Source organism: Pararhizobium sp. DWP3-4, assembly GCF_049898205.1.
Taxonomy (GTDB): Bacteria; Pseudomonadota; Alphaproteobacteria; order Rhizobiales; family Rhizobiaceae; genus Pararhizobium.
The window spans coordinates 607,135-620,395 of record NZ_JAFCXF010000001.1 but is presented as its reverse complement, the minus strand read 5'-3'; the positions used below and the strand labels follow the sequence as shown (position 1 = coordinate 620,395).

Below are 13,261 nucleotides of genomic sequence, written 5' to 3'. Positions count from 1 at the left end.
CGATTTTTGACTGTATGGGTTTTTTTTGAAAGTGTTTTTGCATTTCGGGGTGAACGCCTCTCCGCATCGGCTCGCCACGAATGTTGATAGCGGCTTGAAGAACGCCTCCGCGACACGCGATAGGGAGGCCTACGCGGGATCCTGCAGGTCGCCCAGGATCAACTTTCCTGCCGACACCGTCATGTTGCGCCCACCGGCCTTGGCGTTCAAAAGGGCGGCATCCGCCCGCGTCAGCAATGTCGGCACCGTGCCTCCGGCGGGCGCCGATGCCACGCCGATGGAAACCGCAACCGAGCCAAGAATCCGGCCGCGATGCGACAAAGGCGCAGTCGCGATCCTGGTCCGAAGCGCTTCGGCAAACTCGAACCCGGCCGGTTCCGTCATCCCCGGCAAAAGCACGGTGAATTCCTCGCCGCCGAAACGGTAGGCGCTGCCGGCGTCGCCGACCATATCGATGACGATCTGCGCCACATATTGCATGACGACATCGCCCGCATCATGGCCGAACTCGTCGTTGAAACGCTTGAAGTGATCGATGTCGATCATCATGCAGACCAGCGGACTTGCCGCCTCCTCGCGGGCGTGTCTGTTCAGGGTCTCGTCCAGCCAGCGCCGGTTGTACAATCCCGTCAGCGCATCGCGCACGGCAAGATGGGTCAGCTTCTCGCGCAATTGCAGATTGGCAACCGCAAGACCGATATTTTCGGCAATCAGCTCCAGATAGAGGCGCGAGGTTTCGACATCCGCAACCGCCTCGGAACGTTCCTCGAAATAGAGCAAGCCGATCGTATCGCCCTGCGCCGTCAACGGCACGCAAAGACCGGCGACATTGCTGTCGTTCAGATGCTGACAGGCAATGTCGCTCTGGCCGCGGTTGCTTAGATGCGGCCGGCCGCGCCGCAGCCCCCAGCAGGCGCTGGACGCAAAGGAGGCGGCCGATTGCTGCGGATCGAGCCAGCTTCCGACACTCGACAGCAATGTCCTGCTCTCGTTCAACACATAGAGGTGGCCGGCAAGATTGGGAAATATCTGCGGGGCAAACCGCGCCACGGCATCGGCCAGTTCGCTCTGCGTTTGGCAGGCCTGCAGCCGGTGCATCATCTGCAGGATCAAATCCTTGGTTTGCTGATCAAGCCGGCGCTCGGCATCCAGCCGATTGCGTTCCAGCCCGTTGGCGCGAAAAATATGGATGGCTTCGTTCATCTCGCCGATCTCGTCGCGCCGCTGGTCGAGCGGAACATCCACGGCATAATCCTGCCTTGCCAGCCGCGTGACGATACCGGTCATGCGCATCAGCGGCATGGCGATGCGCCGCCTGAGAACGAAATAGAGGACCCCGAGGAAAAGTGCCGCGGTCAGACCCAGCATCGTCTTGGCGACCACACCGAACCAATCGCTTCGAGACCGAGCATCGTTCAGCGCGGCACCGGTCCTGGCGGCGGTCAGGTCGCGAAAGCGCCCGACACTATCCAGCAAATCCGTCTGCAGGCGTTCATGTTCGCCACCAAAGAGTGCCTGCTGTGCTGCCGCCCGGTCACCATTGCGATAGGTGTCGATTGCAGCAGCCTCGATCCTGTCCAGCGCCTCGGAATCCTGCTCGATCTCTGCAAGGGCTGCCAGTTCCGCAGGCGAAGCGCCCTGTGCTCTGGCGTTCTTGATGGCCGCCTCGCGACGGTGCTCCTCGCCTTCCTTAACATGGAACGCTTCCAGATGGCGTTCCTCACCGCGCATCACGTAAAGACGGGCTTCGTCGCTGCGCTCTTCGGCTCCGAGCGCCAGCTCCTCGGCCAGCGTATCGAATGCCAGATGCTCTTCGACAGCCCGGCGCTCCTCATTGGCGCTGTTGGTCGAGAGGATGAACGCACCACCCGAAAGCACGGTCAGGACGACCGTAACGCCGTAGGCCCAATTCGTGATCGCATTGATTCGCATGAAATCCGCCCCCAGAGAGTGTAGACGGGATAAAGCACGGTGCTTGCGGTGGCAATTCCCAACCCTGCGGACACAGCGCGTTGGCCCGGGCGGCTTTTGTCGCCGTATCGCAAGTCGGCACGCCGGTGTCAGGCATGCGTCTTTTCCTCATTATCATTGCTTGTGTTAGGGTCAGGCTGTCTCGGGGCGGATGGCATGGTCATGACGCGTGCGCAGCAAATTGGCGTTATTGTCGGTCTGGTGATCGTCGCGATGCTCACGACCCTGCGGGCAAGCGATCCGCAGTTGCTGCGGCAGGCGCGCGAGGTCGCGTTCGATGAATATCAACGCCTGGCGCCGCGCACGTTTCAGGATCTGCCGGTGCGCGTGGTCGATATCGACGAAGCCTCGCTTCGGGAACTCGGCCAATGGCCATGGCCCAGGGACCGAATGGCCAGATTGGTGGACAGGCTCTCGCAGATGGGAGCATCGGCGATCGCATTCGATATCCTCTTTTCGGAACCGGACCGCCTGTCGCCGCGCACCGTCGTTCGCGATGTCGCAGGTATCGATCCGTCGCTGCTTCAGCGTTTACCGGACAATGACGAAATCCTTGCACGCTCGATCACAGGCAAGCCGGTCGTGCTGGGCTTTGCACTTTCAAACGAGGGAACCGACCGGCCCGGCATCAAGGCCGGATTTGCCTTTACCGGCGAACCGCCCTTTCGCGCGCCGCCCCGCATTCGAAGCGCGACGCCCCTTCGCCCCCAGCTTGAAGCTGCAGCCGCCGGCCTCGGCCATATCAGTCTCAATCCCGGCGACCCGTCGGCCGTGGTGCGCACCGTTCCGCTCCTGCTGAGCGACGGCGCGCAGCTCTATCCCAACCTTGCGCTGGAGGCCTTGCGCGTCGCGCAGGGCGCCTCCACCTATGTGCTCGCCGATGCGCCCGACGTGCCGGATACCATCACCATGATCAAAATCGGCGAGTTTGTCGTCCCGGTGACGTCGGCGGGAGAGCTGTGGCTCTATGTCAGCCCCGACCGGGCGGACAGGTACATTTCGGCACGGGCGATCCTGGCCGGAAATGGCACCCCATCCGGAATAGACGCAGCCATCCAGGGCAGCATCGTCTTCATCGGCACATCGGCCGCCGGACTTCAGGACATCCGCACGACAGCTTTGGGCGAAAATGTCGCCGGTGTTTCGCTTCAGGCCCAGATCGTCGAGCAGATCCTGTCAGAACGTTTTCTGTCGCGGCCCGATTGGGCCGATGGACTTGAAATCCTGTCGATCGCGGTGGCGGGCGGCCTGCTGGTATTCTTGACCACCTTCGTCAGTCCGGCGGTTGCGCTGGCCTGTGGCCTGCTGATCACGGCGCTGGCTCTCGCCGCATCCTGGATCGCCTTCGTCTCCGGAGGACTTCTGTTCGACCCGCTGGCGCCAATCCTCAGCGGCTCCATCACGCATTTCGCGGCAACTGCATTCCGCTTTCTGGTCATTGACCGGGAGCGCCGGGAAGTGCGGCTGGCCTTCGGTCACTACCTTTCGCCATCGCTGCTCTATCGTATCGAGCATACCCGCAACGCCCTGCGTCTTGGCGGCGATGATCGGGAATTGACGGTGATGTTCGTTGACGTCCGAAATTTCACCGAGATCAGCGAGCGCTTGACGCCGGCTGAGGTCGTCGGCTTCCTCAATACCTTTCTCGATGCGCTGAGCCGCCACGTCATCGCGAATGAAGGCACGCTCGACAAATTCATCGGCGATTCGATCATGGCCTTCTGGAATGCCCCCGTCGATGTCAGCGATCACCCCGGCAAAGCCGTCCATGCTGCGCTGGCCATGCGGGAAACGCTTGCTCAACTCAATGCGAGAGACGCATTCGGATTTGGACCCGAACATACCGTGGGCATCGGTATCGGCGTCCATACCGGGCTTGCCTGCGTTGGCAACATGGGAGCCGAAACCCATTTCAATTATTCAGCCGTCGGCGATACAGTCAATGTCACGGCCCGGATCGAGACAGCCTGCAAGGACGTCTGTTTCGATATCCTCGTCTCCGAGAGCACCGCAAACCGCGCACCGCAATATGCCCTGTTGGAAGCAGGCGCTCTACCGCTTAAGGGCAAGAGCACCCGGACCCGCACCTTCGCCGTGATCGGCGATGACCGTGTCGCCGTCTCGGCAGAGTTTCGCGATTTGAAAGCTATCCACGCTCGAATGATCGAGGCGTTGGCCCTCCGGTCGCCATCGACACGAAAACTCCTGCGAGCTGCAAAATTGAAGGCGGCCGAACTGCCGGTCGATCTGACGGACTTCTATCGCCGCATTTCGCGTAGGACGGAACATTTTTCGCAAGGTGCGGCTCAAAAAGAGGACGGGTCAGCCACTTGACGCGAGTTCTGTCCGGAATGCTGCACGTGGGCCGGCGCGACAGCCCGCCTGAAGCCCGCTGGCGCTCTATCGTCAATCGTCCGTGCCGCTGTCACCGTGGCGATTTTCATCGCGCCCGTTTTGCCCATGGCCGCCTTGCCTGCCGTCGTGATCCTGCCGGTCATGCTTGTCGTGATCGCCAGGCCCTCTGTCATGCGTGCCGCGGTCGCTAGGCGCCCTGTCGGGGTTATCCGATTTATCGGGTTTATCGTGATCATCGTGCCGATCATGATGATCGTGTCCCCTGTCGGGCTGGTCGTGAGGTCTGCCGTGATCGCCGCCGGGGTCCTGGTGTGGTTTATCGTCGTTTGGTTTGGGGTCTTTCCCGGGCGGGTCGGGGGTCTCGCGCTGTGGACGCACCTGACTGGGAACATTTCGGTCAGGTTCGTCGCGCTGGATGTCATCCGCCCTTGCCAGGCCGCACCCACCGTATCCGCCGCTGGCCGCAAGCTTCTGGTTGCCAGACAGGAAGGGCAACGCCCTGGCATTGCCGAGCGCTTTGAAGATGCCGCGATCGACCCGGCGGGTATTGGTAACGGCTCCGCCGCGTTTGGCAACGACATGGTCGCAGCGCCGGGTCAGCTGCCGGCAACCGCCCGCACCGCAAAAACTGGCAGCGCCGCCGAGCAACACGACGGCCGTGGTGCCGTCGCCGCCAATGTAGAAATCGAATGCGGTTCCGCGGACGCCGATCGTTCCGGCGGGAGTCAGAATTTCATAAGCCGTATGGTTGGATTTTCCGCTAACCCAGCGAAAGGTTCCCTTGGCGGCTTTGATCGTCAGCTTTTTCACAGAATGGGAACCGTCGAAAACGAACTTATCGACCACGACCGATGAGCCCCATCCAACGGCAAGCTTGGTACCATCCCGGAAGATAAACTGGCCGAGGCCCGATTTGGATGTACGAATCCGTTCGTCTTGGAATACCGGGTCGTTGATCGAAAGGTCGCCCCGTGCCCCGGTGACTGCAGTCTTGATCTCGACCGCCCTGCCGATCGACTCGACCGCCTTCAATGGCACGGCGTCGACGGCCAGCAAACCACACGCGATGACGCCTACCCGATAAGGAGCAAACATTTCCCCCTCCCAAGGTTACTATATTAGCATATTATAAATAGCGTGTCTTTCGATCCGTGAACGGCGGATCGCCGAGGGTCGGATAGCATGCATTTGCAGACATATGCGGAGGGAAATGGGGTGGAAAGACGCGCCAAGGGCGCGAGACCCATAAGGTTTCGCGCCCTTGCTCAACAGCGTCGATCCTGCTGGAGATTGATGAATGCGTCCTACGCGCCCTTGGAAAAAAGCGATGCGAAAGTGCGCTTGGGGGCGGAGAAGCCCTTCATGCTTTTGACGATGACCATATGGGTGATCTCGCCGCGTTTGAAAGCCTTCAGGAAGCGCGGATATTCCTCGAACGCAACGCAGCCATGGGAATCGCCGCGGTTTCTCAAGAGATAACTGTGAGCGAGCAGGCCATCGCGGCCATGCGGCGCGACGCCATCCACCGGCGTCAGGCGCACGGCGGCAACACCGTGGAAGAGCGATTCACGCATCGTCACCTTGTAAGTACCGGGCGGCGTGGGCCCCTTCATCTTGACGTGAACATAGGCTGGATTGTCGCGCATCTTGCCGATGCCGGAATGTGCCTCCAGCTTCTCGCCGTTGGGCATGTAAACGACGCCGCCCGAGATGTCGTAATAGGCGACCCCTCTTTTGCCGCGGAACGCCGGGCGTACCTCGTTGTCGTCGTCCATGGGGAAGTCAGGCTTGGCGTAGGCAAGTTCCTTGGCTGCGGGTTTCGTGGGCTTATCGTCGGGCTTGCGGACTGCATCCGCCAAGCTTCGCGGTTTTGCCAGCGGCAGCGGCCCGAGATCGGGCAGCATCCCGTTCAGTGACGACGCCGGTTCCGGCATGACCAGACTAAAAGGCTTGCCAAGACCTTGCTCCTTCAGCGACACCGTCTCGACAAGTGCGTTGGCGGTGACTGGCGTCGAGCCGGTAATGACGTCGTCGCCTCTGGCCGCAGCAGCCTTCGCCAAAGCCAGGACCTGCGTTTTTTCGGCAAAATCCACAGCCGGCTTGGCCATGGCGACCGCAGCCAGACTGTTTTGCGCAGCCGCCGTTGCGACGAGGTTCATGCGCGGTAGAACGGTCAACCGCGAAAACTTGGAAAGACGCACGACGCGCTGTTGCGGGGTAGCGTGCATGATGGGGTTGAGACCCAAGGAGGCTTCTAGCCGCGGACCTTTACTCGACGGCAGCGACGACCCCATGTTCTGCATCGCCGCGAACGTCGCGACCATCCAGACCAAGGCGGCAATGCCGATGCCCGCAACGGCAGCGCCGGTGAGCAGCCGCGACAATGGCCTGGAACGCCGCCCCGCCTTGCCGGAAGATGCGGTGTGACTGCATTTTTCTGCTGCAAACGCCATGATACTCGTTACCCGAAACGCATTACTCGATCGGAGAGCAACAAGACGCATTGCCGCCGAGGCCGGTCCAAAGCCCACGAGGCGCCGAACTGCGCGCTTGCCGGGGCCTGCCGGTCGATCAAAAGAATGACAAAGTATGGTAACCAATTCCTTTACGCGGGCTCCAAGAATTTCAGGGAGCGTGGTGGGCATAGGAGAGCGGCACCTGCCGCAGGCAAAAAGCGAAGAAGGCAACCCTCCCCGCCCAGGACATCGTGGTCTGGCGAATGGCGAAACACCGGCGCGTCAACGCTTGCGCTCTACCTGAAGCTCAAAAAAAACTGTATTTGCGTCCGGTCTCAGACCCTTTATTTTTGGCGAGAATAAGGAGACGCTGAGATGAGCCATGTTTTTCGGGAGATCAGCTCGTAGCCAGACGGCTTTGCCGCACCCGGATATCTCCCATCAACACCCGCTCGGCAGCAATGGCGAGGCGCTGCATGACTTGCGGTTTGGACCCAATGGGCAGCCGCGACAGAGACTGACCGGCAAGCGGCGCAGCCGATGTTTTCAACAACCGGAACCTTCATCATGGGACGTACAAGCTGCGATGTCGGTGTCGCGTCTGTTGGAGGCGCTGAGTAATGTCGCTCATCGCCGCCCGCTCCCTGCCGCATCCCGTTCAATGGCGATCCATTTGCGATTCGAACGGCCGGTCTGAAGTTCAGCAGATTGCGTGCGAATCACCTGTCGGACAGAGGGCTGCGGGTGCAATGCCGATCACGCTTCACGGGGCACGAGCATGTTTGAGCCCTCACCTCACAGATACTCGTGGAAATTGCGGCGCCGGCACCAGATTTGTTAAAATTGCAGCAAATTTCAGCTGAGAAAATTAAATCGCTGACACTACGAATTTGGCCTTATCCACATCAACGGACCAAGCTTTTTTGATCACCACTCGGCAGGAATCCGCGTCTATGAGCTTTCTTTCCGCCATTGCAGTCATGTCTCTTTTGGTCATGTTTCCGGTACTGCTGTCGCTGCGCAAAACGGGTGTGCCCGGTGTCGCAGACTTCTGCGCCGCCTGCCTGCTCACCACGTTTGCTGGATCGGTGGCCTTGGCGGCCGATGTCGCTCCGGCATGGCTTCATACCGTCGTCGGCGGAACGCTGATGGTCGCTGCCGGGCTTTTGATGCTGAGAGGATTCCGGCAATTTCTCGGCCACCGGCCGCACGGAATATGGCCGATCATCGTCGTTCTGGCCGGTGTCGCCAGCGCCTTTCTGTTCTTCAGTTATGTCGTTGAAAGTCATTCGGCACGTATTGTGATCGGGACCGGGCTTTTAAGCCTGACCTGCTTCCTGATCGGCGCGACCATCCTGCGGCATTGGCCAAGGGAACGGGCAATCGCTCCCTATATGCTGTTTTGCTGCGTCATGGTTTTTCTGGTTGCCATCCTTCATGCCTTTCAGGTCGCAAGCATCGCGACCGGTATGGACGCCATGGACGGCGGCCTTGCCCCGCCGATCTGGACAACGGCGTTCCTGGCAGCACGCCTAGTGATCATGCCGTTGTTCTTTTTGGGTATCATCCTGATGCTGCACGGATGGATGATTGCCAACCTGCGCCACATGATCGCGCATGACGACCTGACCGGCGCGTTGTCGCGCCGCGCTTTCATGACCGCATTCGAACGGATGTTTTCGACGGCCGCGGGATCCGGGCGGCAGACCGCGTTCATGCTGCTCGATCTCGATCGATTCAAGCAGATCAACGACCTCTATGGCCATGCCGGTGGAGACGCCGCTCTTGTGCACTTTACCCGGACCGTCCGCGAGGCGCTGGCCGGACGTGGCATTCTCGGACGTCTGGGTGGTGAGGAATTCGGGATCGCGCTTACCGGCGCCGGCCGGCTGGAAGCGGCAGAGATCGCCGAGACGATCTGTACGGCCGTTAGAACGACACCCACCCGGGCGAACAAGGGCGCGGAAATCGGCCTGACGGTCAGCATCGGCGTTGCCATGGTCGATCCCGGCGGTTCACTGGCCGACGCCATGGTACAGGCCGACGTGGCGCTCTACGAGGCCAAGGCATTGGGCCGCGACAGGCTGAGCATCGCCGGAAGCCTTCATGCCGCCTCCGTCGCCAGCGCCCGCGCCCTTGCCGGTGCGGCCGCCCAGATGCGCGCTGCCGTCGGCCCGGCGCAGTCGCTGTCCGGCACGGGTTGATATCCGCACCGGCCGCTTGCATTGCCGGCGGCTGATCCTATGTCAGTGGCATCGTATCCGGAGAACCAACAATGCCGCTTCCCATCCGTTTCATCAGTGCCTGCGCTTTTCTTGCGACCAGTCTTGCCGGTTTTTCCGCGCAAGCCGAAACGGTGGGGGAAGTCGGCGTCGATTGGCTTGGCAACGATATAACCATTGATGCCGTCAGCGATCCGAAAGTCGCGGGCATCACCTGCCATGTCACCTATTTCGACCGCAGCGTTATCGATCGCCTGAAGAACGGCAACTGGTTCGAGGATCCGTCGAACAACTCGATCTCCTGCCGCCAGACCGGCCCGGTGACGATCGGCGACATCGAGCTCGGCCAGGGCGGCGAGGAAGTGTTTCGCGAGGGGCTTTCGCTCATCTGGAAGAAACTCGTCGTCACCCGCGTCTACGACAAGAAGAACAATACACTGATCTATCTTGCCCATTCGCGCGAGTTGACAGACGGTTCCGCCAAGATGTCGATCTCGACCATTCCGCTGTTCGAGCAGCCGGTCACTTGGGAAAAAGGTGCTCCAAAGTAGAGACACCATCCTTGGCTTCAGCGATCACGCCGGCTGACGTGATGATGGTTGCGCCCGCAGCCGACATCCCGGCGATAGCCGCCGTAACACCTTCCGGATCAATGCCTCGGCACGCATCGATGACGAGCCGAACGGAGATACCGGGGATCAGCAAAATCGCGTCAAGGACCGAATCCCTGACGCAATAGTCTGTTGCAAGACCGCAGACATCGAGTTGATCGACGCCACGGCCGGCCAGATAAACGGACAATCCTGTCAGCGCCGCGTGATCATTGTCGCGGAAGGCCGAATAACTGTCGACGTTGCGGTGTTCGCCCTTACGCTGCACATAATCGACGCGGCTGATGTCCAGTGCCGGATGGAAATCGGCGTCAGCCGTCCCCTGCACACAATGATCCGGCCAGAGCATTTGCGGCTTGCCGTGAAGCGTCCCCATTTCGAAGGGGTGGCGGCCGGGATGCTGCGAGGCAAAGCTGCCATGATCTGCCGGATGCCAGTCTTGCGATGCAACCACCAGATCATAGCCGCCCTCAGCCATCAGACGGTTAGCGACAACAACGACCGCCTCGCCATCCGGGACAGCAAGGTTTCCGCCTGAGCAAAAGCCGTTCTGGATATCGACGAGCAACAAGCATTTCACGGGGCAATCTCCTGGGTTAAGCTTCGCGCTGGAATGCTATTCGCAACTGCTGCTCCGCACAATGCAGGTGACCCGTTTGTCAAGCTTCCAGCTCCGCCAAACGTCAAAAGACGCCGACCGGTTCACCGATGGCGTCTTCTTCTGCTCAGCGCGACTGGCTTAAGCGGCTTGCGCCAACTCGTCGGCGATCACCGTGTCGAGATTGAGGAAGCAGACCATGGTCTTTTCCAGGGCAACGATGCCGCGGCAGAAGGCGCGCTGCGCTTCCGGAATGATTTCCGGCGCAGGCTGCAGTGCTTCGCTCTTGATCGTCATCATATCGGACACCTGCTCGACCAGCAGGCCGACCAGCTTGCCGGCGATGTCGGTAACGATGATGGCAGAACGCTCCGACGGCTCGGTCATTTTCATGCCGAGGCGGCAGGCCATGTCGATGACCGGGATCACCGCGCCACGCAGATTGATGAGACCAAGAACATAAGGCGGCGTATGCGGCATCGGCGTCACCGGCGCCCAGCCGCGGATTTCGCGGATCGCCATGATGTCGATGCAGAATTCCTGATCGCCCAGATGGAACGACACGATTTCCAGATAGGCACCGGACTGCTTGATTGCGTTTGACATGATCAGAACTCTTCCCAATTTTCGGCGGAACCCGATGCCTTCGGCACGGATGACGCGGGGCTGTTAAAGGCGCCCGCCAGCTTGCCCATCAGGGCTTTGGCGGGGGATGGTGCGGGGCGCGTGGTCGCTGGCGTTGCGACGCGAACAGGCTGGTGTATTGGGCGGGCGGACGCGCCGCTGAGCTGGAACTGGCCGATCAGTGCGCTCAGCCCGTCGGCGTCCTGCGCCAAGGTATGGCTGGCGGCATTGGTCTGTTCGACCATGGCGGCGTTCTGCTGGGTCATCTGGTCCAATTGCCCGATCGCCGTGTTAATTTCCTGCAGGCCGACCGACTGTTCGCGGGCTGCATTGACGATCGAGGTCATGTGCTCGTTGATCCGCACCACATCCGTGCCGATCCGGCCGAGCGCTTCGCCGGTTGCCTGCACCAGCTTGACGCCGGTGCCGACTTCGCTGCTGGAACGGCCGACAAGCACCTTGATGTCCTTGGCCGCACCGGCGGCCCGCTGGGCAAGCTCGCGCACTTCCTGGGCGACGACGGCAAATCCCTTGCCTGCCTCACCGGCGCGGGCAGCCTCGACGCCGGCGTTCAGCGCCAAGAGATTGGTCTGGAAGGCGATCTCGTCGATGACATTGATGATCTTGCCGATTTCGGACGACGCGTTCTCGATCCGGGCCATGGCTTCGACGGCCTCGCGGACGATACGGCCGGATTCCTCGGCACTGCTGCGGGTTTCACCGACCATCCGGCTGGCTTCTTCGGCGCGCTGTGTCGCACTGCGGACAGTGACGGTGATCTGATCGAGGGCGGCCGAAGTTTCCTCGAGCGAGGCCGCCTGCTGTTCGGTCCGCTTGGCAAGATCGTCGGCGGCGCCCCGCATCTGGCGGCTGTTCGACTGGATAGAACTGCTGTTTTCATGAACGTTGGACAGGACGCCCTGAAGCTTTTCGACAGTGTGGTTGAAGTCCTGACGCAGCGATTCCAGATCATGCCGGAACGGCTGGTCGATCGTCGCCGTCAGGTTGCCGTCGGACAGGCGATTAAGCCCCTGCCCCAGCGCAGTGACCGCGCGCTGAACCTGGTGCGCCTCTTCGGCGCTCGCCGCATCGCGCGCGCCACGCTCGACCTCATGCTCGTTGCGGCTGGCAGCGGCCGACAGTTCAAGGCCCTGCTTTTCAATCGCAGCCATCCGGAACATTTCGACCGCGCGGGCCATCTCGCCGAGTTCGTCGCCACGGGCGACACCATCAACGGATGCCTGATCGTCACCCTTGAGAATGCGCTGCATGCTGTCGCGCACCGAAAAGATGCCGCGCCGTAAAACGTTGCCATGAAAATACAGCAGGCTCAGCAGCGAGGCCATCGCAGCCAGGCCAAGCGCCAGTTGCAGCAAGATCGATTCGGCTGAAACGGCGGTCGCTTCTGTGAGGCGCGACACCAGCAATTGACCGGCTTCCTCGGAGAGTTTGCTCAGGGAGAGCGTCATCCGTTCGCCGGCACCGTCGATCGCATCGTCGATGGCATCGAATGCCTCGGGCGCAGCGCCCTCTTCCACCATCCGCTTCAGATCAACCTGGACGGCCTGCGTCAGTTCGGCAAGGTCGGCATCGAACGTCGCCATGATCTCCGGCTTGCCAACCGAGGCGGCCAGGGCAACGGCGTCTGCCTTGCTGGCCTGCAGGGCAGCAATCGATTCGGCGATGATCTTCAACCGTTCCGGCGAAACCTTGCGGTCATCGCGGTCGACAATGGTGTCCATGGCGGCCAGGACGATCTCGATGCCGGTCAACCGCATGGCGCTGGCATTTTTGATGGCGCTCTGCGCGATGGCAGCTTTGTCGAGCGCCTCACGCACTTCCGAATTCTCGTACCAGCCGACCGCCAGCATCGCGCCGAATCCGGCAAAGGCCGCGAGGCCGAGTGTTCCCAGACGCTGACTAACGGAGAGTTTGCGATCAAGCTTTTCAGACGACGTCATGCAGCATGTATCCAGTTCTTAAATGCGGCAAAGATGTGCACGCATGGGAAGGAAGCGATGATGCGGAAGACCGGACTGGATGAAAACCGGCGACGTCATGTCAGCAAGGGGTAGGCACCCCTTCACGCGCTTGAAACATGGCAAATACAAATTAAACTTTTGCTAAAATGATTACCGAATTCTTGTACGGACATCCCGCAGAGGCCTTCCGCTGCACCACAGCCGGTGCGAAACGGCTTTCAATGTCGAAGCCCGCAGGATATCATTGCGTCATGAACGACGAAGCCGAAAAACAGCCTCAGAGCTTGATCATAACCGCCATTGGCGGTGTGCTCCTGCTCCTGTGTCTTGCCGCCTTCCTCGGATGGATCGTCCAGGGTCCGGAAATGCTGCTGACGATGGCTGAAAACGGCATGTCCTGGTGCTTCTGACGGCACCTGCCGCATTTTGACGCTGGCTGCGT

Annotated in this window: 10 protein-coding genes; 4 read left to right on the top strand and 6 right to left on the bottom strand. The window is 60.8% G+C overall.

Annotation, left to right across the window (positions count from 1 at the left end; genetic code table 11):
- Positions 1–129: 129 nt before the first annotated feature.
- Positions 130–1,932, bottom strand: coding sequence for a diguanylate cyclase (locus ACP7E6_RS02885; RefSeq protein ID WP_426227717.1), 1,803 nt, complete (start codon positions 1,930–1,932; stop codon positions 130–132).
- Between the two features lie 201 nt (positions 1,933–2,133).
- On the opposite strand from ACP7E6_RS02885, the gene ACP7E6_RS02880 reads away from it, so the two are divergent.
- On the top strand, positions 2,134–4,305 hold the full coding sequence (locus tag ACP7E6_RS02880; RefSeq protein ID WP_426227715.1) for a CHASE2 domain-containing protein: 2,172 nt from the start codon (positions 2,134–2,136) through the stop codon (positions 4,303–4,305).
- A 72-nt stretch (positions 4,306–4,377) separates the two neighbouring features.
- On the opposite strand, the gene ACP7E6_RS02875 is transcribed toward ACP7E6_RS02880, so the two are convergent.
- Both ACP7E6_RS02875 and ACP7E6_RS02870 read right to left on the bottom strand, forming a co-directional pair.
- A complete protein-coding gene (locus ACP7E6_RS02875; protein WP_426227713.1) occupies positions 4,378–5,421 on the bottom strand; it encodes a FecR domain-containing protein in 1,044 nt (347 codons plus the stop codon).
- 209 nt (positions 5,422–5,630) lie between these two features.
- Entirely contained in the window at positions 5,631–6,779 is a 1,149-nt protein-coding gene (locus ACP7E6_RS02870; RefSeq protein ID WP_426227712.1) for a DUF2778 domain-containing protein, read from the bottom strand.
- A 956-nt stretch (positions 6,780–7,735) separates the two neighbouring features.
- Here ACP7E6_RS02870 and ACP7E6_RS02865 point away from each other — a divergent pair.
- Entirely contained in the window at positions 7,736–8,986 is a 1,251-nt protein-coding gene (locus tag ACP7E6_RS02865; protein ID WP_426227710.1) for a diguanylate cyclase, read from the top strand.
- Positions 8,987–9,057: 71 nt separating this feature from the next.
- A complete protein-coding gene (locus ACP7E6_RS02860) occupies positions 9,058–9,555 on the top strand; it encodes a CreA family protein (protein ID WP_426227708.1) in 498 nt (165 codons plus the stop codon).
- On the opposite strand, the gene pncA is transcribed toward ACP7E6_RS02860, so the two are convergent.
- From pncA to ACP7E6_RS02845, 3 genes are all read right to left on the bottom strand, one after another.
- Positions 9,527–10,195 (bottom strand): bifunctional nicotinamidase/pyrazinamidase, encoded by a 669-nt coding sequence (gene pncA, locus ACP7E6_RS02855; protein ID WP_426227706.1) that lies wholly within the window; start codon positions 10,193–10,195, stop codon positions 9,527–9,529. The genes ACP7E6_RS02860 and pncA overlap by 29 nt on opposite strands.
- Positions 10,196–10,354: 159 nt before the next feature.
- A complete protein-coding gene (locus tag ACP7E6_RS02850; protein ID WP_037096270.1) occupies positions 10,355–10,819 on the bottom strand; it encodes a chemotaxis protein CheW in 465 nt (154 codons plus the stop codon).
- Between the two features lie 2 nt (positions 10,820–10,821).
- Entirely contained in the window at positions 10,822–12,798 is a 1,977-nt protein-coding gene (locus ACP7E6_RS02845) for a methyl-accepting chemotaxis protein (protein ID WP_426227704.1), read from the bottom strand.
- 272 nt (positions 12,799–13,070) lie between these two features.
- Between ACP7E6_RS02845 and ACP7E6_RS02840 the strand changes: the two genes are divergently transcribed.
- Entirely contained in the window at positions 13,071–13,229 is a 159-nt protein-coding gene (locus ACP7E6_RS02840; RefSeq protein WP_426227703.1) for a hypothetical protein, read from the top strand.
- The last annotated feature ends 32 nt before the right edge of the window (positions 13,230–13,261 follow it).

Bases quoted from the DNA above. Each gene is read 5' to 3' on its own strand.
- ACP7E6_RS02885 (WP_426227717.1), bottom strand. From the start codon at position 1,932: ATGCGAATCAATGCGATCACGAATTGGGCCTACGGCGTTACGGTCGTC.
- ACP7E6_RS02880 (WP_426227715.1), top strand. From the start codon at position 2,134: ATGACGCGTGCGCAGCAAATTGGCGTTATTGTCGGTCTGGTGATCGTC.
- ACP7E6_RS02875 (WP_426227713.1), bottom strand. From the start codon at position 5,421: ATGTTTGCTCCTTATCGGGTAGGCGTCATCGCGTGTGGTTTGCTGGCC.
- ACP7E6_RS02870 (WP_426227712.1), bottom strand. From the start codon at position 6,779: ATGGCGTTTGCAGCAGAAAAATGCAGTCACACCGCATCTTCCGGCAAG.
- ACP7E6_RS02865 (WP_426227710.1), top strand. From the start codon at position 7,736: ATGAGCTTTCTTTCCGCCATTGCAGTCATGTCTCTTTTGGTCATGTTT.
- ACP7E6_RS02860 (WP_426227708.1), top strand. From the start codon at position 9,058: ATGCCGCTTCCCATCCGTTTCATCAGTGCCTGCGCTTTTCTTGCGACC.
- ACP7E6_RS02850 (WP_037096270.1), bottom strand. From the start codon at position 10,819: ATGTCAAACGCAATCAAGCAGTCCGGTGCCTATCTGGAAATCGTGTCG.
- ACP7E6_RS02845 (WP_426227704.1), bottom strand. From the start codon at position 12,798: ATGACGTCGTCTGAAAAGCTTGATCGCAAACTCTCCGTTAGTCAGCGT.
- ACP7E6_RS02840 (WP_426227703.1), top strand. From the start codon at position 13,071: ATGAACGACGAAGCCGAAAAACAGCCTCAGAGCTTGATCATAACCGCC.